This window comes from Terasakiella sp. SH-1 (assembly GCF_004564135.1).
Classification (GTDB): Bacteria; Pseudomonadota; Alphaproteobacteria; order Rhodospirillales; family Terasakiellaceae; genus Terasakiella.
The window spans coordinates 3,354,623-3,379,676 of the sequence record NZ_CP038255.1; the positions used below are offsets into that span (position 1 = coordinate 3,354,623).

The window sequence follows — 25,054 nt, forward strand, 5'->3', positions numbered from 1 at the left end:
GGACCCCTTAACCAATTTTGACGGTTTCATCGTCGAGGAAGGCATACGGCGGAACTGCAAGGTTCAATGGTGCCGGGCCTTTGCGAATACGACCAGATGTATCGTAGTGTGAACCGTGGCACGGGCAGAACCAGCCACCGAATTCACCGCGCGGATCGCCAGGTTTCTGACCCAGTGGCACACAACCCAGGTGGGTACAAACACCCAACAGGATCAGCCATTCTGGTTTCTGAACGCGATCAGCGTCTTTTTGTACGTCGATCAGTGACGCACTGTCGTCTTTGGCGGCTTGTCCGATTTCTTCCGCTGTGCGGTGACGAACAAATACCGGTTTCCCGCGCCAAACTACAGTGACGCTTTGCCCTTCTTCGATCTTGGAAATGTCAACTTCTGTTGTTGACAATGCCAGAACGTCAGCAGATGGGTTCATGCTGTCAACGAAAGGCCAGATCGCGCCTGCAACACCCGCAGCACCGACAGCAGAAGTTGCCAGCAGCAGGAAGTCGCGACGTGATTCACCGCTTTCCGTCTTTTTGGTAGCCGTATCAGCCATGTTTTACCTCACTCTTGTCCCCGCTTACACCACGGGGGCCCCAAGTCGTTGTCCGTTACAGATTTATTTCTGCGTATACCAAGTGTTTCACTTAAAAAATATGAAGACACAATGACAAAACTCAATTAACAACGAGACCCGCCAAACTAAAGGACGAGTCGCGCATCCGTATAATGCATTTCGCCCGTCAAGAAAAGGTTTAACCGCCCGAAAAATGTGAAATAATATTACGAATTGTCTTATTTTTCTCTTAATTAATAGCAATTCTCAACTAGAAGGACTGAAACCGTGCGATTGGCTCTTTACCAACCTGATATTCCACAAAATACCGGGACTTTATTGCGACTCGCTGCCTGTATGGGCGTTGGCGTTGATATCATCGAGCCCTGTGGCTTTATCCTCGATGACAAACGCATGCGTCGAGCAGGAATGGACTATCTCGACCAGGTGGATTTAGTGCGCCACCCTTCCTGGACTACTTTTTTGGATGATAAACGCCAAAAAGGAGGACGCATTATCCTCCTTTCAACCAAGGCCGCCCACCTCTATACGGAATTTGCCTATCAAGAAGATGATACCCTGCTCTTAGGGCGTGAAAGCCAAGGTGTGCCTGAAGAAGTCCACGACACCGCAGATGAACGCCTGATTATTCCCATGAGTGAGGGCATGCGTTCCATCAATGTCGCCATCAGCGGTGCCATGGTTCTGGGCGAAGCCTTACGTCAAACCGATTGTTTTCCCGCCTCACCGTTATAAAGCTGCTGAAAATTGCCCGGTGTGACAAAAAGACCGAGAACACTGCATAAAGGATCATGTACGGCGCAAATCACCTTGCCAAACCATGATCCTTTTTTAGAAAGGGCCAACCGAAAACGGACTTCGCGAGTGCGATGTTGAACAAAGGGAACAACCAGCCGAGTCGCCCATGTAGAACGGCGCATCAAACGCACATAAGGAATCGCCCAAAAATGATAGCCATCCATAAAAGTTGGAGGCAGTCGCTTAAGGGCATAAAGCGTACAAACTGTACGGTCCCGTTCACGCATCAACTTCTGGCGCACCAGTTCTGTGCAGATGACTTTGGGACCATCCCCATTCCCACCTCCACCAACACCTCCCAACCCCAAAGCCGCACTAGGTTCACCAGCGTCACCTGGTCCCCCTTCTGAACCCACATCCTGCTGTTGTCGTTTGCGACGCTCTTCTTCCTCTTTCTTCTTGCGCTCAGCTTGGGCCTGCGCAGATTCCCCGGATGTTTTTTGAGGTGCCTTTGCCTTGATGGCCCCTGACTTATCCGACTTCACCAACTCTTCACCGACAATCGGATTATCCCAGGGCGTTAAGTCCTTGGGAGAAAGAGCCGAACCGTCCCCCCCCTGAGCGGCTGCTGGGCTAGGAGAAGATGGTATTTTGTTTACTATTTGTTCTTTTTCTTCTGACCGTTTAATTTCTGTTGGCTGGCGTCGTTTTTGTTCAAATTGCGCCACGCTCAATGTCTGTGAATTATTCTTATTCTTGTAATACCCTTGTCCCAATCGCCCCATTGGATCAGCAACATAACCCCAGTCTGATGGGTTAAAAGATGATGTCGTCATGTTTCATCGCCCCTAATAAATATGATCAATTTCCTTGATGTAAGGTAATTTTTCCTATACACAAGGGGAGAAGACCTTTTCTGACCTAAAAAAAGCCCCTGCCAAATGCAGGGGCCTTAAAAAGGTCAATGGAAATTAACATTCATTCATAAACTATGGCTTATAGGCCAAACGTAAATTGCCCCAATGACGTTCCTCAATATAAATCGGAGCATCGACTTCTTTGAGCAAAACACGCTCGTTCCCAACCACCCGGTCATAGGATTGTACCAGCACAGGGGCGGTATTGCGCGCAGCACGCAACCCTGCCGGATCGGCAAAAATACGGCGATTGCGGCAATGGGCATCGTTCCAGATCGGATCATCGCCCTGTTCCTCAGAATAGACCTTATTATGAGTTGGCAAATAAGCTGAACGGTCCACCGCCGCACTAAAGACAATATTAGGCAGCTTTGTAATAATATCTTCCTGAATCGGCGGGAGGTATTCATCCGTAATCGGCGTAAATTTCGTCATCACCTGAATCGGGTTTGACCCATCAATTGGCTGGTGATCAATATCAAAGAAATCTTCCAGGCCAATTTTATTGGCCCTGATGGCATCCAGGAAAGCCGCTTCGACTTTTTTGGCCCCTTGTTGCACCAGTGCCATATAAGCTTGGTCCTTCTCCTTGGTCTCTTGCAAAAGCTTGAGGATTTTTCCTCGACCCTCTTCGGTATGGCGACCAAAGGCAACGTTTACAACCAAATCACCCACATGGCGGATTTCACAGTTAAACTGCCCCAGTTGTGACAAAGTCAATTGACAGGTCCCCTGGCGCACAGAGGATTGTTCATCCAACAAACGCAAAGAACACCCGCCCAGCCCCAAATCGGCCATCACAACCGCAACGCTTTGACCGTTTTGGGTCAATTCACCTTCCATCCCCAAGGGGATCCGTTCTGTTTTACGACGGTTACCAGCATAAGATGTGCGCAACAACAAGGTCATGGCATTACTCAAGCCAGACACATCACGCATAACATTTTCAGAAATATTGGACACACGGCGTGCCACAATCAAGGCATCTTCATTTTGCTCACGCACGCCACTCATGTTCGAGGTCACATCAGCTGTTGTATCTGAAGCGCTTAAGGCACTGGAACTAATTTCAGAAGTTGCTGCTGTTTGCTGTTCAACAGACTGGGCAATGGTAGAAACGTTATCCCCCATCTTCTGAATCAACTGGTTGGTCAATTCAATCTCTTTCACCGCGCGTTCGGTTGCCTGTTGAATCTGTACAGATTGGGCATTGACCTGATCAATCGCTTTTTCTGTTTCTGCCGCCAGGTTCTTCACCTCGCTGGCAACAACAGCAAACCCTTTCCCGGCTTCCCCTGCCCGTGCAGCTTCGATCGTAGCATTTAAGGCCAGCAGGCGGGTTTGAGACGCAATATTTTGTACAAGTGATACAACAGACGAAATTTCCTGTGCCGTGGTTTCCAAAGAGGTCACAGTTTCTTGGGAACGCATAGACTGCTCAATCGCATCCTGGGCAATCTGTTCAGAGGTCTGAACCTGATCAGCAATGGTCTGTGAAGAGGCATCCAGCTCTTCAGTTGCAGCCGCCACCGTTTGAATGGCTTGGGATGTATGGGTCAGTGATGTATCCGCTGCCTCAACCCGAGCCCCCAAATCCCCTTGCGCCTGATTTAAGCGGTTCACATTGCTTTGCATCAACTGGGTTTGACCATTCACACTGCGAATCGTTTCGCCTGCCTCGCGCAAAACCCCATTGGACATTTCCAGCAGTTGTTCACGCATTTTGCGCAATTCACCGCTTTCAATATAGGTCATCATTGCCAGATCAATATCCAGACAGACCGTGCGTAACATGCCGCCAATCTGTTGAGCCACCTTCGGGGATTTCACCCCGGCTTTTTTCAGATAGCTTTCAATCAGCTTTTCAATAAACAGAAAATAGCCGCCCAGATACCAGCGCGGCTTCAACCCGATCGCATCATGTGCCTTACCAATCGCACGAGCACGTTTGACATATTCATCATCATACTGGCCCCTGAACATATCTTGCCAGTGGCTGCTTTGTACCTCAGTCAAATTTCGGCGTGACGCATGGCCGTCCAGAATGGACTGAGGTTCCTCAAACTGAGAAATATGGCTGTAAAAGTCTGAGATAATGGACGGAAGATCACCTTGAACCTGCGCATAAAAATCACGCATTGCCGTTTTGGCATTTTCGTCGATTCTCAAATATTCAAGGCGTTTTTCAATATCATCCGTATCGTTGTTTTGACTCATTGTTCTGATACGACCCCTAGATAGTTCCTACGTATTTTCGTGTTCCGCGAGTATTAGCTTTTTAATTGGCGCACATCTTAACGAATAAAATGAAAAATATAACGTTTTTTTGACGGTATCTGCCAAGAAACGTCTATAAGTTGGAAAAGCCAAAAAGCTACTTGCCTAACAGCTGCAAAAAGGCTTCTTTCTTATAGCCTGGTGGCAAGATCCGAACATGTTCCTGAGAGCGATACATGTCTGCTTCCGGGTTGCGTACCTCTGGCTGCAAGACATCGGTTAAAAAGGCAAAAACCCCCGGCGCCATGTCTTTCTGAAACGTCTGCCAGGTAATAAACACCCCACCGCGCATATCATATTCCATGATATCCGCACTTTGTTTCGCATCTGTAATATCCATTGCCAAATCATCAGCTAACCCGACATAGACCCAGCCAGGCTTAACCCCGCCATGCCAGATCACATAAATGGCGCTTACACCGGAAACATTTTCTTTTGCCAGCTCGACAAAAGGGAGGCGACGAAATTTACCCTGAGCATTCTTGGACCATTTCACTTCCAACAGCTCAGACGATCCCTTCTTCTTTTTGCCCCCGCCAAAAAAATCAAACAGTCCCATCTTTTCTTCGAAACCCTACAAGACATTACGAATTTATTTTGAAGTATATGTCGGTAATAACCAATTGTCATGTCCGTTGCAATACGGAGGTAGGATGAAGAGCCCTATCGGCCAAATAACCTCTTGGCTTTGGCTTCGCGCCGGGCCATCTGTTTGATGGTCACACTTTCCACAGCCGCCTCAATCATGACCCCTTCGTGGGAGCCATCACTGATCAAGTCCACAAAATGCCTCACATATTGTTCTTTATCTGCCGGACAGGTAATCTGAACCATTGCCTTGCTTCTTTCTTCATATTTGAGGCGTTGGCGAATCTTTGGATCCCCCTCAGTTGCCCCGGTCAAATAGGGTTCATAAGCCCGGTCAACCTTGGCAATATGATCCAGGAGCCATTTTTCAAGGAAAGCAACAATTTTATCGGCATCCACATCATCTGAATGTTCCTGATGGTAATGCCGCAAAGACATGATCGAATCGCGAAATTCATCATGGGCCGTTTTATGGGCATCATATTCGGGATACCCCGCACGCAGCAGAAAACGCTCTTCGCGTTCAAAATGTTCATCAACATACAACGACAGTGACATAATCGTTGCTGCGATAATATTAGGGTCCCGGTTTTCCGCGATATTTTGCCCCAATTGCTGAATCGTTCGAAACAGCATCTGGTGGTCATCATCAATCGGACCGATTCCCAAGTCAAACTCAGCGGGCCATTCTTTTAACTGCATGCTTATACACCTTCTGTGCAATAGACTTTTTATTCAATAAAAGCCTTATATTCAGTTGTCTGGAGTGTAGCACAAACTTTCAGAAAAAAAACCCGTCACCGCATGGTTGAAACTCTGTTTAATCCAATATTCAACCAGCTGGTCAATTTTCTGGATTTACTATCATAACATAGACCCAAAACTTAAATGACTCTAAGTCTCGCTACAATATTGATAGGGAACAAAACAATTTAAAGACTTGTGAAACACGCCACCTTTATCTATCTATCAGAGAATAAAGCCTTATTTTTTGTTCGACGTTAATATATGGGCTTGCATTTCGCCCATAAGGCGCAGATGATTAGCGGGCCTCTCATTAATTGATTATTGTGGTTGGTGGTTTGAATTTAGATTCTGGAAATGAGCTATTTGCATCCCTTGTACAAAATACAGACGCCCCCGTGTGCCTGTGTGATTGTACAGGCCAGCTGACCTATGCCAATCCGGCTTTCCTCAAAGCCCTGAACCTCCAGACATCTGAGCTAAAAACCACCCGACTTGATCAATTGATCACCAATCAGGAATGGTCCAGCCTTGTCCAGGACGTAGAGCACAAGGGCCACTGGAAAGGGGAACTTTCCCTTCAAGACAAAAACCAAACGCAATTCTGGTTTCGAACGACCCTTTCCCCTGTCGCTGGGGAAAAAACAAGCAAGAGCGGTTTTTCTCTTATCCTGCAGGACATCACGGATAAAAAAGAGAAGGAATATCAATATATTATTTCCCAAAACAAACTCAAAAGCGTTTTGGACAATATTCCGGCCTATGTCTTTTCCAAAGACCGCGAAGGGCGCTACACCTACGTCAACAACCTGCTCTCCATGTTGTTGACCCTGAAAAGCAGCGATATTCTTGGTAAAACAGATTATGACCTCTTTACAAAAGAGGCCGCTGATAATTTCACCAAAAATGATCACCTTGTTTTAGAAAAAGACAAAACCATTCGTGCCTTTGAAGATGGTGGCATTGATGAATATGGGATTGAGCGCAGCTATCTGACCGTGAAATGCCCATTAAAAAATGCTCATGGCGAAACCGAAGAAATCCTAGGTATGGCCCTTGATATTTCGGAACAGCAACGTCTTGAAAAAGCCCTGCGCGAAAGTCAGGAAAAGCTCAACAGCATTCTGGATAACCTGAAAGCACGGGTCTATATCAAAGATCGCGATTTAAAATACACATACGCCAATGAAGAACTCTGTCAGGTGCTCAAAACAGACCGGGCTTCTATTGTTGGAAAAGATGATTACGATCTGTTTGAGCCAGAAACCGCCGTCTGTTTTCGCACCACCGATCAGGAAGTGTTCCAGAAACAACAAAAAGTCTCCAAGCTGGAAGTCTCAGTTGATCAAGATACCCTTGAAAAACAGCATTTCCTGTCAATCAAGGTGCCGTTACTCAATGCCAAAGGTGAAGCCCATTCCCTTTTAGGCATTTCCACCGACATTACCGAACAAAAACAGCTGGAAGAAAAACTGCGCCGCAACGAACGCCAGCTGACCACGATCCTCGATAATCTGAAAGCCCATGTTTATATCAAGGATGTGAATTTCACCTATACTTACGTCAATGCTGACATGTGTACCTATCTGGGCCGTGATCGTGATGACATCATCGGCAAAACCGATGCGGAAATATTTGGCAGTAAAATCGCAGAACGCTTCCATGTCAGTGACAATGAAGTCTTTGATTATAGTGAAAACATCTCCAGCATTGAAAAATCCAAACATTTTCAAACTGGAAACACCTGCTATTTCCTGTCCGTTAAGGCCCCATTGATCAATGATCTGGGGAACCCATATGCCCTTCTGGGCATTTCAACAGATGTTACGGAACAAAAACGACTGGAAAAAGAGCTGCGCCAAATGGCCTCAACCGATGTGTTGACCGGCATTAACAACCGTCGTCATTTCCTCGAACTCTGTGAACGTGAAATCGAACGCGCCCAACGCTATGACACCAAACTATCGTTGATCATGCTGGATGTGGACCATTTTAAACATATCAATGACACATACGGCCATGCAGTGGGGGATGAAGCCATTCGTTCCATGACCGGATTGTGCCGCCAAAACCTGCGCAACAGCGATGTTATTGGCCGTATTGGCGGTGAAGAATTTGCTATTTTGCTCCCGGAAACAGACCAAAAAGGGGCCAAGCTACTGGCCGAACGCATCCGAAAAAACACAGCCAAATATGCCTTTGATATTGGTGAGAAAAAACCTGTCAGTTTCACCGCCAGCTTTGGCGTTACCAGCCTCGTTAAAAGTGATGAAACCCCGGACGATTTGCTTAAACGCGCCGATATTGCGCTTTATGATGCCAAAACATCCGGGCGCAATCGGGTTTGTGAGAATTAAAGCGCAGATTTTCAGTCATTTCCAACTCGATTGGGACTCTTCATCCCTTTAAGAAAAAGGCCCCCGCCTGCGCAAGGACGACATCATCTTTCCAACAAAAAAGCCCTTCCTCACTTTTTCTTAATTTCTTTCATAAATCATGGCGCGCGGTGCTTGCGAAAAAACGCAAATGCCCTTATATATCGCCCAGTTTTTCACCCTCAGGGAATTTACGCTTTGTTTGTGCCTTCACAAGTATAAGGGCAAACGCCTGTAAATTCGCCGCAACGTAAAGAGAGTAAAATGAGTAAAGTTATCGGTATCGACCTCGGTACAACAAACTCCTGTGTATCTATCATGGACGGCGGGGATTCCCGCGTTATTGAAAACGCTGAAGGGACACGTACAACCCCTTCCATGGTTGCCTTCACAGATTCAGGTGAGCGCCTTTCCGGTCAGCCGGCTAAACGCCAGGCTGTTACGAACCCTGAAAACACACTGTTTGCCATCAAGCGTCTGATCGGCCGTCGTTTCGACGATCCGCTGACAAGCAAAGACCAAGAGCTGGTTCCTTACAAAATCGTCAAAGCAGACAATGGCGATGCGTGGGTTGAAGCCAACGAAAAATCCTACAGCCCATCTGAAATTTCTGCCTTCATCCTGCAAAAGATGAAAGAAACAGCTGAAAGCTTCGCTGGTGAAGAAATTACACAAGCCGTTGTAACTGTTCCGGCTTACTTCAACGATTCACAGCGCCAGGCCACAAAAGATGCCGGTAAGATCGCAGGTCTTGATGTTCTGCGTATCATCAACGAGCCAACAGCTGCGGCCCTTGCTTATGGCATGGATAAAAAAGAATCCGGCACAATCGTGGTTTATGACCTCGGTGGCGGTACATTTGACGTTTCCATTCTGGAAATCGGCGACGGTGTTTTCGAAGTTAAATCCACAAACGGTGATACGTTCCTTGGTGGTGAAGATTTCGACATGGCCATCATTGATTATCTGGCTGACGAATTCAAAAAAGAACAAGGCATCGACCTGCGCGAAGACCGCATGGCCCTGCAACGTCTGAAAGAAGCAGGCGAAAAAGCCAAGATCGAACTGTCTTCTTCCATGGAAACAGAAGTCAACCTGCCGTTCATCACAGCTGACCAATCTGGTCCGAAACACCTGAACGTGAAAATGAGTCGTGCGAAACTGGAAAGCCTGGTTGCTGACCTGATCAAACGCACAGTGAAGCCGTGTCAGGCTGCCCTGAAAGATGCGGGTCTGAAAGCTTCTGAAATCGACGACGTGATCTTGGTTGGCGGTATGACCCGTATGCCGAAGGTTGTTGAACAGGTTAAAGAAATCTTCGGTCGTGAGCCGAACAAAGGGGTGAACCCGGACGAAGTGGTTGCCATGGGTGCGGCCATTCAAGGTGGTGTCCTGAAGGGCGACGTAAAAGACGTTCTGCTGCTGGACGTTACACCGCTGTCTCTCGGTATCGAAACATTGGGCGGCGTCTTCACACGCCTGATTGATCGCAACACCACCATCCCGACACGCAAATCTCAAGTCTTCTCAACTGCCGAAGACAACCAGTCTGCTGTAACCATCCGCGTTTTCCAAGGGGAACGTGAAATGGCGGCTGATAACAAACTGCTCGGTCAATTTGATCTGGTTGGTGTACCGCCAGCACCGCGTGGTGTACCGCAAATCGAAGTAACCTTCGATATCGATGCCAACGGTCTGGTGAATGTATCTGCGAAAGACAAAGCCACTGGTAAAGAACAGCAAATCTCCATTAAAGCGTCTGGCGGTCTGGACGATTCTGAGATTGACCAAATGGTAAAAGATGCAGAATCTCACGCAGAAGAAGATAAGAAGCGTAAAGAAGTGGCTGAAGCGCGCAACCAAGCGGAAAGCCTGATCCATACAACTGAGAAAAACCTCACTGAACATGGTGAAGCACTGGGTGCGGATGAAAAGGCTGAGATCGAAACAGCGATCAACGATCTGAAATCTGCTCTGGAAGGTGACGACATTGATCCAGAAGATGTCAAAGCCAAGACAGAAGCCCTGATGAATGCCTCCATGAAACTGGGTGAAGCCATGTACAAAGCCCAGCAGGAAGCTGCGGGTGGCGAAGGTGAAGCCGCAGGTGCTGGTGCTGATGAAGCCCCGGCTGATGACGGTGTTGTGGATGCAGACTTCGAAGAAGTCGATCCGGACAAAAAAGACAAGTAAGTCTCTTTCAGAATAAGGAGTCGTCCTCGCGAAAGCGGGGACCTCTTTGTTTTGAGGATAAAGGTCCCCACTTTCGTGAGGACGACACTATCTAGAAATAGAGGTTTCAATGGCAAAAGAAGATTATTACGAAACACTGGGCGTTAATCGCGATGTGGATGAGAAAGCGCTGAAAAGTGCGTTTCGTAAACTTGCCATGCAATATCACCCGGACCGCAATCCGGACAATGCCGAAGCAGAAGCCAAGTTCAAAGAAATCAATGAGGCCTATGAAATCCTCAAAGATGCTGAAAAACGCGCCGCTTACGATCGTTACGGTCACGCAGCGTTTGAACAAGGCGGCGCAGGTGGCGGCGGCTTCGGTGGTTTCGGCGGCGGCGGTTTCTCCGGCTTTGGCGATATTTTCGAAGAAATGTTCGGCGATATGATGGGTGGCGGTCGTGGCCAATCCTCTGGTCGCGGCGCTGATCTGCGCTATAATATGGAAATCAGCCTCGAAGACGCCTTTAACGGTAAAAAAGCCACTATCGAAGTCCCCACATCGGTCAATTGTGACTCGTGTGACGGCACAGGTTCTGAAGGTGGCAAACCACCAACCACATGTCCAAGCTGTCATGGTCGCGGCAAAGTCCGTGCCCAGCAAGGTTTCTTCACCATTGAACGCACCTGTCCGACCTGTCATGGTGCGGGTTCTGTGATTTCCGATCCTTGCGGTATCTGTGGTGGCACAGGACGTGAGCGTAAATCCAAAACCCTGTCTGTGAATGTTCCAGCCGGTGTGGAAGACGGCACACGTATCCGCCTGACCGGTGAAGGTGAAGCGGGCTTACGCGGTGCGCCCAGTGGTGATCTCTATATCTTCCTGTCTGTCGTTCCCCATCGCATTTTCCAGCGTGAAGGGGCTAATATCTTCTGTGAAGTACCGATTCCCATGACCACAGCGGCACTGGGTGGTGAAATTGAAGTTCCAACTGTAGATGGTGGGCGTGCCCGCATCAAAGTCCCGGAAGGCACCCAAAGCGGCAACCAGTTCCGCCTGCGCTCTAAAGGGATGAGTGTCATGCGCTCAAACTCTCGCGGGGATATGTTTGTCGAGGTTCATGTGGAAACCCCGGTCAAACTGACCAAGGAACAAAAGGAAATCCTCAAACAATTTGCCGAAGCTGGCGGCGGGGATGTGGAAACCCACAATCCGGAAAGCCAGGGTTTCTTCAGTAAAGTCAAAGACTTCTTTGAAGATTTGAGAGATTAAGACCCAACCGTCATCCTCGCGAAAGCGGGGATCCAGTTAATCATTTGAGTTTTCTAGATTCCCAATCCAGTTGGGAATGACGTTTAAAGTTTAAAAAAAGCCCGGTTCTCCCGGGCTTTTTTCTATACCAATGTTGCCCCTTGTGTAGCCCCGACAGGCATGAGCCTATCAATCTTGGCTAACAGCTCTTCATCAAGTTTAATATCCGCCGCAGCCATATTTTCATCAATCCGGCTGATTTTACGCGAACCCGGAATGGCATAGATATCATCGCCCTGATGACACAACCATGCCAAAGCCAATTGCGCAGGCGTGATACCCAAATCTTTGGCAATTTCCTTTAACGGAGCAAAACGATCCTGATTGGCCTTGAGGTTCTCCCCAACAAAGCGCGGATTATTAGTTCTAAAATCACCTTCATTGACCGTATCGACTTTCCCGGTTAGAAAACCCGAACCCAAGGGGGACCAGCCCACCAAAGCAATCCCCAATTCGCGCAATGTCGGCAATAAGTCTGTTTCTGCCTCACGACGCCACAGGGAATATTCATATTGAACAGCACTAATCGGATGAACCGCATGGGCACGGCGGATTTGATCGGCTGTCACATTACTCAGGCCCAAATATCTGATTTTCCCAGCGTCTTTTGCCTTAGCCATCGCTTCAACGGTTTCTTCAATAGCCACATTGGGATCAGGATAATGCGCATAATAAAGATCAATATACTCTGTTCCCAAACGGTTCAGGCTGGCATCAAGAGCTTGGGTGACATAACTTTTTGTCCCATTAATGCTCAGTGAAAAGCCCCAGCCTGTTTCAACATCTGAACCAGATTGTTGCGCATCAAAAACAATTCCAAATTTACTGGCGATAAAAGCTTGGTCGCGCTGTCCTTTGATCGCTTTGGCAATCAGTTCTTCATTATGACCATTGCCATAGGCATCAGCGCTATCAATCATCAAACCTTTTTCAATACAATGGCGCAATACCTCCACAGCTTGATTATCATCAATGCCGCCATAATAACCTTCCAGAACCATTGCACCATAGCCCAAGCGATTCAGATCTTTAAAATTTACTGTGCTCACTGTCTTTTCCTCTTCATATCGAAACATTAAAAACAAGCTATCACAGGAAATTCATAAGAATAAGACGATACAAACCTATTAAATAATTAGATAAAAGCTAACAATTAAGCCCAAAACAGGATAGATTTCTCTTTAAGAAAATCAATTAATACCCTGATACGTCTAGCCTTTTGGCTATTTTGTGGGAAATAAGCATAAAGGCCGGGATAATCCAGCCACTTATCTTGCAAAATAGGCAGGACATTCTGCGCACGCAAATCAGCCGCTACAATCGGTTCTAAAATCCGGCCAATGCCCACCCCTTCTTTGGCCGCATCCAGCATCATATCGGTATCATTCACAATCAAGGCCGTGGGCATTTCCACAGCGACCTTTTGTTTGCCCCCCATTAATTCCAGAACGGCCAATTGCTTGGACCCAATAAAACGATACTGGATCAACTTATGTTCTTTTAATTCCCCAAGGGTTTTGGGCATGCCCTTTTGACGGATATAATCGGGTGAGGCAAAAAGAGCTTCTTTCATGGGCGGGGTCAAAAGGGTTGCCACCATCCCTTCTTCGATTCGATCCCCGAGACGAATCCCCAAATCAAAGCCTTGCTTGATGATATCCACAGCCTCATCTGAAATAGAGACTTCCAGTTCAATTTTGGGATAAAGCGCACAAAATTCAGCAAAGATAGGCTTGAGAAACAACTGATAGACAAAACGAGGCAAGGTAAGACGCACTTTACCACGCGGGACCTCACATAAATCCTGCACCGTTTCCAGGGCATAAGATAAAGACTGCATGGCGGGTGCGGTTTCTTCACAGAGCATATGCCCAGCTTCCGTCAGCTCAATACGACGGGTTGTACGGGTAAAAAGCGGCAAACCGACCGTTTTTTCCAGCCCCTTCAAACTGTTACTAACGGAGGGCGGTGCTATTTCCAGCTTTCGCGCCGCCCCATTAATGGAGCCTTCGGCCACAATGGCGTGAAACACAATCAGCTGATTGTAAGTCGAGCCATTCATTACTCTTTCCAGGCAATCCAGCCACCAAACAGAAAGGCCCCGTAAAAGGGTTCCACAATTTTAAAGCCAGCACTATGCAGTAATTCCAAAATCCGGTCTTCACTGACAAACTGGATATCGCGCACCACATGTTCAAACCCACGATCTACAATATGTTCGGGCATGCCTTTATGAAGCTGCCAATCGCGCCAAATGGTGAGGAATTTTTCAAACCGTTCGCCTTCCACATCGGCATGAAGGTCGGTTAACACCAACGGTGCCCCCGGTTTGAGATGATTGGCAATGGAACGCAATAAGGCTTCTTTTGAGCCATCATCAGGCACAAAATGCATGACCAGCACCAAGGTCGCCACATCAAACTGCTGATCACTGTCCAAATCTTCAACAAAGCCCTGAAAAATCTCGCAACGCTCCGTTAAACGTTCCAACATAACATTGGCTTTTGCCGTATCTGCCATGGCTGGTGCAGGTTCCACCCCTAAAAAATGCCATTCGGGGAAATCATAGCCCATTGTGGTCAATTCCACCCCGGTTCCACAGCCAACAGATAACAATCGGGCATCTGTTTTCTTAACGTAACGTTTTAACAGTACCTTAATCATCTCGTGCAAGGTCTCATAACCGGGGACGACTTGGCGGATTACACGGTCATAAGCATCTGCTTTTTGCTGATCGAAATGCTGGGTGGTATCAAACTGTGTCATAACTTGGGTTCTTTCAAATCAACCTGGCCTTTCCAGGGAATAAAGGCGGGGACACGGGATTTATACGTGGCATAATGATCACCGTATAGCCTTATCAGATGACGTTCTTCAAAATGACTGCCAATGATTAAATAAAGCGACCCACAAATCGCTGTCATCAAGTCAAAATCATTACTGACCCGACCCCATAAAATCATAAATCCGGCTGTATAAAGAGGATGACGCATCCAGCGATGGAAGCCATTAAAATGCAAAGGTTCTTCATCATGGGCCATAATTCCCTGAAAATGTTCACGAATTTGCTTAATACCTGCCAGTTTTCCCAGATCATATTCGCGCAAGGCCCACAACATAACAATCCAGCCCAGCCCATAGAGCAGCCCCTGGCTCACAGCCAACCATTCCGGGCGGTTAAAATCAACCAACCCATCAAATAGCATAAAACCAATGATATAGACGAGTACAAGATGCAGACCGGCCAGCACATTATAAGCGGCCCGATAAAAGGCCCCAAAAGCAGGCTTTAACACCGCTTTGGCTTTTTCACGCGCAAGCAAGGAATGAACAAGACCGAAGCTTGCCCAAGCCGTTGAATATATAAGATAGTCCTGAACCATAAAGAATAGTCTGTGCCAAGCCAGTGCCTATGTCCAGTCCCCAGAATGAATTTATTGTGTCCCCCATCACAGCCAAAACCGATATTTCACTTTAGAATGATGAAAGACTCGCCCCTAAAAGATGAGGTTTTCAATGTTCAATACGGAAAAACCCGCGCAAACACTGGCACGCCGTGCTTCAGCCCTGCGCCATCGCATGGATACGGAACAAAAATCCGCTTTGGGCCGGGAAATGGCCCAAACCCTTGACCAGCCTGATCTGAGCCAAACCCAACGCACATTAGCCGAAGAAATTATTGCCAAACTGGTCGACGATGAAATCGTGGCTGTTCGCGCTGCCATTGCCGAAGCCGTCGCAGGTTCACCCTACCTGCCGGGAAAAATTGCTAAAAAACTGGCCGAAGATATCGCTGATGTCAGCCTGCCTATTTTAGAACTTTCCCCGGTGTTAGAAGAAAAAATTCTTGAAGATATAATCAACAGCGGCATAACCGAAAAAATCTATGCCATTGCCGGGCGCGAAAATATTTCAACCCATATCTGTAATCTCATTGTAGCCTCTGGTCGCAAAAATGCTGTCGTGCGCTTGTTAAAAAACCCCAGTGCCCATATCAATGATCACACCATGATCAATATCGTCCGGGTTTATGGTGATGATCAAAAAGTCGAACAAGCCATCTTTGATCGGGGTGCATTAAACGAAGATATCCTCAACACCCTTCGCGATCTCAGCGAAGCCCATGTCATTGCCTTTATCAAACGATATTTTAACCTGCCCGAACATATGGTTGATGTGGAACGCGGCCGCCAATTGTTAGAGCGCGAAGAACGGCGCACTTCAGGTTGGTGGGATCAAAAACAAGGGGTGATTTAGGGTCAGTACCTATTAATTTACTGACCTTAAGCCAGTGCCAGCAAGCCATCCAAATCACAATATTCTTCCAGATGATCTGCCAGTTTATCCAGCACCTCATCTACCTGCTGTTCATAAGACAGGCTTGCCACCCGATCTTGGCGCAAAGACTTTAAAAAGTCGTGGCGAAACTCATCACTGCTAAAGACCCCATGAAGATAGGTTCCCCGAACCAAACCGCACTCAGACACATGGCCTTCTGTTTTGCCGTCCAGCTCCAGCCAGGGTTTTGTCGGGCTTAAAGCTTCTGACACCCCCATATGCATTTCATAGCCTTTGACCAGGTGATCATTTTCAAGACAGACCCCACTGGTTTCACGCAGAGTTTTGGGGCCTTTCATCACCGTTTCCAAAGGCAACAGCCCCAAACCCGTCATGCTTTTGATATTTCCTTCAATCCCATCGGGGTCTTTCACCTCTTGACCTAACATCTGATAGCCCCCGCACAAGCCGACAACTTGTCCCCCACGGCGCACATGGGCCTTGATATCAATGTCCCAGCCTTGTTCCTTTACAAAGGACAAGTCAGCCAAAGTTGCCTTGGAACCGGGCAAAAGCACCAAATCTGCATCCCCTGGCAAGGCTTGGCCTGCCTCAATAATTTCCACCTGTACATCAGCTTCTGCCCGCAAAGGGTCAAGGTCATCAAAATTGGCAATGCGGGAAAAACGCGGAACCATAATCTTGATCGGTTTCTCCACAGAAGCCTTCTTGCGATTATCCAGACTCATCGCATCTTCATCAGGTAAGAGCTTGGCCTTAGGGAAAAATGGTACGACACCGAAACAGGCTTGATCGCACGTTTCTTCAATGATATCCAGCGCTGAATTAAACAGGCTGACATCACCGCGAAACTTATTGATCAGATAGCCTTTGGTGCGTGCCTTTTCACTCTCGCTAATCAGCTGGTGGGTGCCAACGATAGAGGCAATGACCCCGCCGCGATCAATATCACCGATCAAAATCACCGGAATATCGGCAGCCTCCGCAAAGCCCATATTGGCAATGTCAGAAGCCCGCAGATTCACTTCTGCGGCACTGCCTGCCCCTTCCACCAAGATTAAATCGGCTGTTTCTCCCAGTTTATGGAAGCTTTCCAACACCTTGGGCATCAGGCTGGGCTTGAGTTTGGTATAATCACGAGCAGACGCATTGCCGAGCACTTCACCCTGCACCACCACTTGGGAGCCCACATCACTTTGCGGCTTTAAAAGAACCGGGTTCATATGAACCGTTAAGTCCAATCCACAAGCACGCGCCTGTAAAGCCTGAGCACGCCCGATTTCGCCGCCCTCAACCGTCACAGCGGCATTATTGGACATGTTTTGTGGCTTAAACGGAGCAACTTTTAAGCCACGACGCACATAGGCACGACACAGACCCGCCACCAAAAGCGACTTGCCCACATCAGAACCCGTGCCTTGAAACATCAAGGCTTTGGGGGAATGAACCATTTTTATTGCATTTCCAGCGCAGATAAGGTGGAACGCAAATTATCAGCTGCTGGATCGCTGACCATATTTTCCAGAACAATCTGGCGCGGGGTTACAGGTTGTCCATAAAGAGTCTGATTAAAATCATCCCGTTTGGCAAACACAGAGCCCTCAATCGCCCCACCGCCAAACAGGCCCCGGTCCAAAGAAAAGGCCACGATATCAGCCCCCATGGCTGTTGTAGCCGCACCTTCAACACTGCCGCCAAACATACCAACAACAACACCAGCTTCGGCTCCGGCCTTAAACTGATCTTGCAAAATGGCTTCCATCCCCACATGGGTGCGAATCACCAAAATCATCTGGCTGTCTTTTAAGCCAATTTGAAAACCGACACTACCGCCCCCAATGGTATAAAAGGCCGGATAGCTCCATGTGCCATCCTGTCTTTTTGCCAATAAGACCGCATTGCCATATTCCGCCCCAAGGATAAAGCCGCCTTTGAGCAAACGGGGAATGATCACCACACCGACTGCATTTTTAAAAGCCTCGTCCAGCTCTTTATATTGTTTAGAGCCAATGACATGACGTGCTGTGGCTTCGGCCTCCAACAAAATCTGGATGGCATCTTGTTCAACTGCTTCTGCCTTGGAAAAAGACAAGAGCGTCATACAGGCACAAATTGCAGCCAAAAAGCGTTTCATCGGTGTAATCCTTTTTCAGGTGATCTTTTCTTTAGCTATCAAAGATGCCTCATAAACCTAAAGAAATCCCTAAAATTCAACACCCGGCTGGGCCTTGATCCCGCTTCTGAAGGGGTGTTTTACCAAAGTCATTTCTGTTGCCAGTTCCGCCACATCCAGCAACTTTTCAGAAGCATGACGCCCGGTCAGCACCACATGGACCAGTTCCGGACGATTGTTCAGGCACTCAATGACCTCATCCTCATTGATATAGTCATAACGCATAGCCACATTGATCTCATCCAGGATCACCATGCGATATTCCCCGCTTTCAATCATCTCTTTGGCTGCTGCCCAGGCTTTTTGAGCCGCAGCGATATCACGCTCTTTATCCTGTGTTTCCCAGGTAAAGCCTTCACCCATCGCCTTAAAGGTGACAAGATCGGGAAAACCTTCAAAGACCTTGCGCTCTGCCGTATCCCAGGCCCCTTTGATAAACTGGATGACCCCAACTTTGAAACCATGCCCGACACAGCGCAACGCCATACCAAAGGCAGAAGACGACTTGCCCTTACCTTTACCGGTATGAACAATCACAAGCCCTTTTTCATCAACCTTTTTTTCCATCATACGGTCACGGGCGGCTTTCTTTTTCGCCATTTTACTGGCGTGGCGTTCCAGGTCTTCTTCGGACATGTCTAAGTTCCTTTAATCCAAACTATTTTGAATCAATATAAGTTTCGTTTGTTTTTTCGCAATCTTCAATTCACTTTCATGATACATCTGATATATTAGCGCCTTATTATTTATAAATAGGATAATGGATATGCGCGTTCTTTTTTCTTTTCTGGCTCTAGTGCTCATAAGCAAAACAGCCTTTGCCCTTGAAGTTCAAAAAGTCACCGATGATGTTTACGCCCTTATCGGGGAGAAAAAGCAACGTTCTGCCAGCAACCTTGCCAATAATGCGACCTTTGGCGTTGTCCTTACCAAAGACGGTATTGTGCTGATGGACCCCGGCGGCAGCTTTAAAGGGGCACAAGTCATTCATGAAACTATCAAGACCATCACCGACAAACCCGTTAAGATCGTGGTGAATACAGGGGGACAGGACCATCGCTGGCTCGGCAACAGCTATTGGAAAGCCCAAGGTGCCCAAATCATTGCCTCCAACGCCGCTGTGGAAGATCATAAAGAACGCGAATCCATGCATTTCACAGCATTGCGCAATTTCTTAGGCAGCGGTCTGGACGGTACCGAAGCCGTTTATGCGGACACGACTTTTGATGATTTCCACACATTCAGTCTGGGTGGCATGAGCTTTGAAATCCACCATAAAGGCCAGGCCCATACACCGGGCGATAGCTTTGTCTGGCTGAAAGAAAAAAACACCCTATTTAGCGGTGATATTATCTATGTTGAACGTATCCTTGGCATCGGCGGCATGTCCCATAGCGGATCATGGATTGAAGTTTTTGAAGCTTTGGCCGAATTCAATCCAAAACACATCATCCCCGGTCATGGTCATGCCACAACACTGGAAAAAGCCAAGGCCGATACCCATGCCTATTTGTTAAATATCCGTAATAAAATGCGGGCCCATATTGATGACGGCCATGACATCATGACAGCCCCCAAGATTGACCAGTCTGCCTTTAGCTATCTAGAGCAATTTTCTTCGCTGGCAGGACGCAACGCCCAGCAGGTCTTTACCGAGATGGAATGGGAGTAAGCCTCTCTTCGGTTATTCCCAACTTGATTGGGAATCTCCATCCATTCACAACAAGATCCCCGCCTGCGCGAGGATGACAGCAACTTTAAATAATCGCAATGAAGGCGACAAAGGCCGCATTCAAGATACAGGCAACCGCATATGCTTGTAAGGCACGCTTGATATCTTTTGCCACCACACGGGCACGGCCATCACCGATCCATTCGTCATTGACCTGACCTTCACGATATTTGCGCGGGCCAGCCAAGGCAATATCCAACGCCCCGGCCATGGCCCCTTCCGGCCAGCCAGCATTAGGGGAACGGTGTTTGCGCGCATCACGCACCATGGTTTTTAAGGATTTCCAAGGGCTTGACGTTGGAATGAAGAGCGATCCCAGGCAAATCCAGACCCCGGCCAATCGAGCAGGGATCAAGTTTAAAATGTCATCAAGGCGCGCGGCAGTAAAACCAAAGGCTTTATAGCGATCTGACTTATGACCAATCATGGAATCCATGGTGTTGACCGCCTTATAGACCAACAAGCCGGGAAAGCCGAACAAGACATACCAAAATACCGGGGCAACCACCGCATCCCCGAAGTTTTCCGCCAAAGATTCAATGGCCGCACGCGCCACCCCATGTTCATCCAGCTGGTCCGGGTCCCGCCCGACAATATGGCTCACCGCTTCGCGCCCGGCAGATAAACCATTTTTATGCAAAGCTTGCCCCACCCGGCGCACATACATGAACAAACTACGCTGGGCCACCAACGAAATGGTCAAAAACAGCTCCAGCACCCAACCAAAGGGATAATTCTGCCCCAGCCAGGCCACAGCCAACCCAATGACCCAACATAAGGCAACAATAAAAGCCACCACGACAAAGCCGCGAATAGAACGGTTAAGATCAGAACGGCTGTCCCGGTTCAGCTTTTTTTCCAAAAAGGAAATCAAATCGCCAATCCAGACCACAGGATGTTTAACAATCCGAAACAACCGATCCATATCCCCAACATAAACATCAAGGGCCAGCGCAGCCAATAACAGCCACAAAGGGTCATAGGTTTCAAAGGAGATCAGGGCATCTGTGCCAATCATTACTCGGCTGCTTTCAAATCTGTATTCAGGGCTTCAAGGGTTTCCTCGCTATATACCTGAATTCCATTTTCTTGCAACAAGGCAGCGCTTATCCCCTGCCCTTTTATGGTCCGGCCTGAAAAATGACCGTCATAAATCTCATTGCTCCCACAAGAGGGGCTGCGTTCTTTCAACAGGGCAAAACGGATATGATGGGTTTGGGCCAAATGCAAGACAGCTTGCGCCCCAGCCTGAAAAGCAGCTGTAAAATCCTGACCTTCTTTGGTCAACACATGTCCAGTCTGCATATCATATTCACAAGGGGAACGTGGCACAGGCAAGCCGCCCGCCACTTCCGGGCAAATGGCAACCAGACGGCCTTCTTCCTGCCAACGCTGAATATAGGGATGGTTCAGACGCTTTTGCCGCCCATCATAGCGCACGACCTCCCCATAAAGGCAGGCACTGATGAGGATTTTTTCCACCGCAGCTTAATCCCGTTCCCGTCGGTTCAGTGATTTTTTACGCGCTGCAGCCGCCTTGTCATGGGCTTCGGCACGTTTTTTCAAGGTTCGCATGTTTTTACGTCGGGATTCTTCAGCGATCAGAGCTTCCACATGGCGCCCCTGAAACATTTTAATACCGTTATCACGACCAAATTCAATGGATTCTTCTGTATCACAACGCGACATAATGATCCGGTCAGCCCCCGTCAGCATAATCTGGCGGATCACCCGGTCAGTCAAGTCATGCCCGCCATTGACAATATCCGGCGACCAGATCAGCTTGATCATATCGGCCTCAAGGCGTTCACGATCAATAAAAGGCAAGGTCTTATAATTCACCCCGTCAATACAGATGCGATAACCACGTTCTTTGACAAACTCACGGGCAAACAGATAGGCATTGAGATCGCTAAAAATATCGAGTTGTTGCAATTCCAAAACAATGTTGCCGCGCATGGCTGCAATCACATTTTCATCAAACCGCATAAAATCAGCCGATAAAAGCGTCGCCACATTCAGATTAATGCTGATATCACCTGTAATATCGCGATCTTCCGTGCGGGAAAGCAAAGACAGCACCCGGCGGTCCAGTGTTTCGGTCAAATGCTGGAAGAGCCAGGGTGATGACGTCAAATTCACACCGGGCAGCAAGGTTTCACGCAAATCGTTGATTGAGATAAACAGCTCGCTAAATTGTTGCGTCGGGATCATCTGCGGGCCATCGACCGAACAGACATATTGACGACGCACCATATTGGTCAAATCCGCAACCTTCAGTGCTTCGACCACCCGGTCCAGAATACGCGGGGTCATACGTTCCCCACTATCCTGCTTGGCCATCAGTGCTGCCTTGACATCCTGAGTGCGACTACCACTTTTTTGCGCGTTATTTTGGTTTTCTACCTGTTTGCGCGCCATATTGACGATGGTTTCATAATCGCCTTGCACATCATACCAGGTGCTGAAACCTTTTCCGTTGATTTCTTCTTCTGATAACAGCGGGTCATCGCCAAAGAGGAATTTCACCTTATCAATGGCTTGTTCCACCTGCCCCATGGCTTCGGTTTTAAAAACGAAAATAATATCCGCATTATCAAAAACAAAAATCTGACCCAGCAGTTCCTTGACCATCCCTTCAAAAGCATCCGCTGCCACGCGGATATGATGTTCACGACGGTTAAAAGGGCGCAGTTTAGACAGGTGAAAATGCACCATTTCACGGCCTTGGCGATGGTGTTCTAAGCGGCGGATATAATCTAAAAAGAGGCTTTCCTGATTTTGTGCACTCATGGCCCTATACCCCTTTGACCGCAGAGGCGGTTTTTTGTGTCATCGCCCCGACAAGGCGATCAACAAAGAAGCCTTGAAAACGCTGAACACCCAGTTGAAGGCCAAAACGGATTGCCTCTTCACTATCAACCAGTGAAATAATCACCTTTTCAACCCCGATACTGTGGATCAATTCACGCATTTCAGCCAAGCCTTCCTTGGTTGCTGACCCGCCAAGACGATCCCCCCAGGCGATCTTGTAAAAATCTGCTTTGAGCATAGACGGATCAAAATAATCCATAACCAGTGGCTGTACACTGTCGATCAACACTTTATAGCCACGGGCCTGCAACTGATCACGCGCAGCTTCATAAGCAAAAATATTGGAAAACACATCTACGGGCTGCAATTCAATAATCACACGATGGGCCTGTTCCCCAACAAAATGATCAAACAGCTGAAAATCTTTGCTTTGGATGGTTTGGATATTCAAATTCAAGCTGATATTTTTCGGCAAATCATCCATGGACTGGCTGCGTAACATATGCAGGACGCGCTGATCCAAAATTGTTGTTAAATATTGAAACAACCAACGATCGGCCAACAAGTCGATTTTTGGGGCCACCACCTTGCGCAAATCCGCAATGGAAACAAAATATTCGCGAAACAACAATTGCCCCTGCCCGCTTGCCCCGATCTGCACCGCAGACTGGTGGCGCATCAACGGGCGGGCATCCAGTTTACGAAAAGAACGGGCCAGTTGATCCAAGTTTTTGGGTGTCAGCTTGTCATCATCCATGGAAACGGCACCAAATTCCAGAGACTGGCGCTTTCCTGCCAAAACCGTCGTGACAACAGCCTCTTTAAAATAGGGGAAATCCTCTTCCAGATCATACCAGGTTGAAAACGCTTCTTCTCCGCTGATATCACGCCGTTCAATAAGCGGATCAGCCTTAAACATGGAACGAATGGAACTTAAGGCCCGATCAATTTCTTCCACTTTATTGTTGGGGCATGTCAGAACAATATCAAAATTACCCAACGTAAACAGTTCCGACATATGGGTAATGGTGATGGCATCAAAGGCGCGTTCTGCAATCCGGATATAATCCGGTTTCTTGTTGGTACGCTGTAATTTGGACAGATGGATATGGATAGCACAATGCCCTGTCGGCTTTTTTTCCAGAATTTGTAAATTTTCCAGCAGCTTGTTTTCCGGCCCATTGGTATCGGCCCGGACCGCCTGCATGATCTGAGCATCCGTTAGTTTTTGCACCATTTTTATTTATACCCGCCCAAATAGGTTCTATCTGTTATTCCATTGACTGTACCATAGCGAGGAAACGGTTCATAAAAAATTAAAATTATCTATGTTTTTCCCCCCCCAGATGGTAAATGAACCCGACGTCGATTTATAAAAGGGGAGAAGACCCGTGCATATGCGTAAACGGATTTTGGTCACTGGTGGGGCTGGCTTTTTAGGCTCACATCTTTGCGAACGTTTGCTGAAAGAGGGTCATGACGTTATTTGCGCCGATAATTTCTTTACAGGCAGCAAAGACAACATCCGCCATTTGTTGGATAACCCCTATTTTGAACTGATGCGCCACGACATCACCTTCCCACTCTATGTGGAAGTGGATGAAATTTATAATCTGGCTTGTCCAGCCTCCCCCATCCATTATCAACATGACCCGGTTGCAACGACAAAAACCAGTGTTCATGGGGCCATTAACGTGTTGGGGCTGGCCAAACGTGTGGGGGCAAAAGTTTTTCAGGCATCTACCAGCGAAGTTTACGGTGATCCGGAAATTCATCCTCAACCGGAAGAATATCGCGGCAATGTGAACCCCATCGGGCCGCGTGCCTGTTATGACGAAGGCAAACGCTGCGCAGAAACCCTGTTTTTTGATTATCACCGCCAACATGGAGTCAGCATTCGTGTCGGGCGTATTTTCAATACCTATGGCCCACGCATGCACCCAAATGATGGTCGTGTTGTCTCCAACTTCATCATGCAATCCCTGCGCAACGAACCCATCACCATTTACGGGGATGGGTTACAAACACGTTCTTTCTGTTACTGTGATGATCTGATCGAAGGCTTTATTCGCCTGATGGCTGCTGATGACACCCTTACAGGCCCAATCAATTTAGGTAACCCGGGGGAATTCACCATCAAGCAACTGGCTGAAATGGTAATTGATATGACAGGGTCAAAATCCACCCTAACCTTTGAAGACCTGCCGGTCGATGACCCCATGCAGCGCAAGCCCATTATTGATAAGGCACAGAAACATCTGGGATGGGAACCCACCATCAAGCTGGAAGACGGTTTGAAAAAGACCATCGCCTATTTTGAAAAGATGGTGTGAATACCA

General features: G+C 47.8%; 23 protein-coding genes. 7 read left to right on the top strand and 16 right to left on the bottom strand.

Annotated features, from left to right (window positions below; all coding sequences use genetic code 11):
• Positions 1-7: 7 nt before the first annotated feature.
• Complete coding sequence (petA, locus tag E4K71_RS15750) at positions 8-553, bottom strand: ubiquinol-cytochrome c reductase iron-sulfur subunit (protein ID WP_135081225.1); 546 nt, start codon at positions 551-553, stop codon at positions 8-10.
• Between the two features lie 288 nt (positions 554-841).
• On the opposite strand from petA, the gene E4K71_RS15755 reads away from it, so the two are divergent.
• A complete protein-coding gene (locus E4K71_RS15755; protein ID WP_135081226.1) occupies positions 842-1,309 on the top strand; it encodes a tRNA (cytidine(34)-2'-O)-methyltransferase in 468 nt (155 codons plus the stop codon).
• On the opposite strand, the gene E4K71_RS15760 is transcribed toward E4K71_RS15755, so the two are convergent.
• From E4K71_RS15760 to E4K71_RS15775, 4 genes are all read right to left on the bottom strand, one after another.
• Positions 1,276-2,148, bottom strand: coding sequence for a hypothetical protein (locus E4K71_RS15760; protein WP_135081227.1), 873 nt, complete (start codon positions 2,146-2,148; stop codon positions 1,276-1,278). The genes E4K71_RS15755 and E4K71_RS15760 overlap by 34 nt on opposite strands.
• A 153-nt stretch (positions 2,149-2,301) precedes the next feature.
• On the bottom strand, positions 2,302-4,446 hold the full coding sequence (locus tag E4K71_RS15765; RefSeq protein ID WP_135081228.1) for a protoglobin domain-containing protein: 2,145 nt from the start codon (positions 4,444-4,446) through the stop codon (positions 2,302-2,304).
• Between the two features lie 157 nt (positions 4,447-4,603).
• The gene (locus E4K71_RS15770; RefSeq protein ID WP_135081229.1) at positions 4,604-5,065 is read right to left on the bottom strand and encodes a hypothetical protein; all 462 of its coding nucleotides are present in this window, start codon (positions 5,063-5,065) and stop codon (positions 4,604-4,606) included.
• 104 nt (positions 5,066-5,169) lie between these two features.
• Positions 5,170-5,796, bottom strand: coding sequence for a hemerythrin family protein (locus tag E4K71_RS15775; RefSeq protein ID WP_135081230.1), 627 nt, complete (start codon positions 5,794-5,796; stop codon positions 5,170-5,172).
• A gap of 380 nt (positions 5,797-6,176) precedes the next feature.
• Between E4K71_RS15775 and E4K71_RS15780 the strand changes: the two genes are divergently transcribed.
• From E4K71_RS15780 to dnaJ, 3 genes are all read left to right on the top strand, one after another.
• Entirely contained in the window at positions 6,177-8,195 is a 2,019-nt protein-coding gene (locus E4K71_RS15780; protein WP_167730621.1) for a PAS domain-containing protein, read from the top strand.
• 282 nt (positions 8,196-8,477) lie between these two features.
• Positions 8,478-10,406 carry a molecular chaperone DnaK gene (dnaK, locus tag E4K71_RS15785; protein ID WP_135081232.1) on the top strand — a complete coding sequence of 643 codons (1,929 nt, stop codon included), beginning with the start codon at positions 8,478-8,480 and terminating at the stop codon, positions 10,404-10,406.
• A gap of 109 nt (positions 10,407-10,515) precedes the next feature.
• Positions 10,516-11,658 carry a molecular chaperone DnaJ gene (dnaJ, locus tag E4K71_RS15790; protein ID WP_135081233.1) on the top strand — a complete coding sequence of 381 codons (1,143 nt, stop codon included), beginning with the start codon at positions 10,516-10,518 and terminating at the stop codon, positions 11,656-11,658.
• Positions 11,659-11,780: 122 nt separating this feature from the next.
• Here the strand turns inward: dnaJ and E4K71_RS15795 are convergent, their stop codons facing one another.
• From E4K71_RS15795 to E4K71_RS15810, 4 genes are all read right to left on the bottom strand, one after another.
• Positions 11,781-12,746 (bottom strand): aldo/keto reductase, encoded by a 966-nt coding sequence (locus E4K71_RS15795; protein WP_135081234.1) that lies wholly within the window; start codon positions 12,744-12,746, stop codon positions 11,781-11,783.
• A gap of 104 nt (positions 12,747-12,850) precedes the next feature.
• On the bottom strand, positions 12,851-13,759 hold the full coding sequence (locus E4K71_RS15800) for a LysR family transcriptional regulator (RefSeq protein ID WP_135081235.1): 909 nt from the start codon (positions 13,757-13,759) through the stop codon (positions 12,851-12,853).
• Complete coding sequence (locus E4K71_RS15805; RefSeq protein ID WP_135081236.1) at positions 13,759-14,463, bottom strand: class I SAM-dependent methyltransferase; 705 nt, start codon at positions 14,461-14,463, stop codon at positions 13,759-13,761. The genes E4K71_RS15800 and E4K71_RS15805 overlap by 1 nt, the downstream gene beginning before the upstream one ends.
• Complete coding sequence (locus E4K71_RS15810) at positions 14,460-15,080, bottom strand: methyltransferase (protein WP_135081237.1); 621 nt, start codon at positions 15,078-15,080, stop codon at positions 14,460-14,462. Before E4K71_RS15810 ends, E4K71_RS15805 begins: the two co-directional genes overlap by 4 nt.
• Before the next feature lie 133 nt (positions 15,081-15,213).
• On the opposite strand from E4K71_RS15810, the gene E4K71_RS15815 reads away from it, so the two are divergent.
• Positions 15,214-15,954: a DUF2336 domain-containing protein gene (locus tag E4K71_RS15815; protein ID WP_167730624.1), complete on the top strand. Its 741-nt coding sequence runs from the start codon at positions 15,214-15,216 to the stop codon at positions 15,952-15,954.
• Positions 15,955-15,980: 26 nt separating this feature from the next.
• On the opposite strand, the gene E4K71_RS15820 is transcribed toward E4K71_RS15815, so the two are convergent.
• From E4K71_RS15820 to cobO, 3 genes are all read right to left on the bottom strand, one after another.
• Positions 15,981-17,447 carry a cobyric acid synthase gene (locus tag E4K71_RS15820; protein WP_135081239.1) on the bottom strand — a complete coding sequence of 489 codons (1,467 nt, stop codon included), beginning with the start codon at positions 17,445-17,447 and terminating at the stop codon, positions 15,981-15,983.
• Positions 17,448-17,449: 2 nt separating this feature from the next.
• Positions 17,450-18,130 (bottom strand): lipid-binding SYLF domain-containing protein, encoded by a 681-nt coding sequence (locus E4K71_RS15825; protein WP_135081240.1) that lies wholly within the window; start codon positions 18,128-18,130, stop codon positions 17,450-17,452.
• 69 nt (positions 18,131-18,199) lie between these two features.
• Positions 18,200-18,805 carry a cob(I)yrinic acid a,c-diamide adenosyltransferase gene (gene cobO, locus E4K71_RS15830; protein WP_135081241.1) on the bottom strand — a complete coding sequence of 202 codons (606 nt, stop codon included), beginning with the start codon at positions 18,803-18,805 and terminating at the stop codon, positions 18,200-18,202.
• A gap of 130 nt (positions 18,806-18,935) precedes the next feature.
• Between cobO and E4K71_RS15835 the strand changes: the two genes are divergently transcribed.
• Positions 18,936-19,841 carry an MBL fold metallo-hydrolase gene (locus E4K71_RS15835; RefSeq protein WP_167730626.1) on the top strand — a complete coding sequence of 302 codons (906 nt, stop codon included), beginning with the start codon at positions 18,936-18,938 and terminating at the stop codon, positions 19,839-19,841.
• A gap of 85 nt (positions 19,842-19,926) precedes the next feature.
• Here E4K71_RS15835 and cbiB read toward each other — a convergent pair whose 3' ends face one another.
• From cbiB to E4K71_RS15855, 4 genes are read right to left on the bottom strand one after another with little or no spacing between them, the layout of a single operon-like run.
• Positions 19,927-20,919 (bottom strand): adenosylcobinamide-phosphate synthase CbiB, encoded by a 993-nt coding sequence (cbiB, locus tag E4K71_RS15840; protein WP_135081243.1) that lies wholly within the window; start codon positions 20,917-20,919, stop codon positions 19,927-19,929.
• Positions 20,919-21,383: a DUF523 domain-containing protein gene (locus E4K71_RS15845; RefSeq protein WP_135081244.1), complete on the bottom strand. Its 465-nt coding sequence runs from the start codon at positions 21,381-21,383 to the stop codon at positions 20,919-20,921. The genes cbiB and E4K71_RS15845 overlap by 1 nt, the downstream gene beginning before the upstream one ends.
• Before the next feature lie 6 nt (positions 21,384-21,389).
• Complete coding sequence (locus E4K71_RS15850) at positions 21,390-22,694, bottom strand: EAL domain-containing protein (RefSeq protein ID WP_135081245.1); 1,305 nt, start codon at positions 22,692-22,694, stop codon at positions 21,390-21,392.
• Positions 22,695-22,698: 4 nt separating this feature from the next.
• On the bottom strand, positions 22,699-23,952 hold the full coding sequence (locus E4K71_RS15855; RefSeq protein ID WP_135081246.1) for an EAL domain-containing protein: 1,254 nt from the start codon (positions 23,950-23,952) through the stop codon (positions 22,699-22,701).
• Between the two features lie 160 nt (positions 23,953-24,112).
• Between E4K71_RS15855 and E4K71_RS15860 the strand changes: the two genes are divergently transcribed.
• Positions 24,113-25,048, top strand: coding sequence for a UDP-glucuronic acid decarboxylase family protein (locus E4K71_RS15860; protein ID WP_206202009.1), 936 nt, complete (start codon positions 24,113-24,115; stop codon positions 25,046-25,048).
• Positions 25,049-25,054 lie beyond the last annotated feature (6 nt).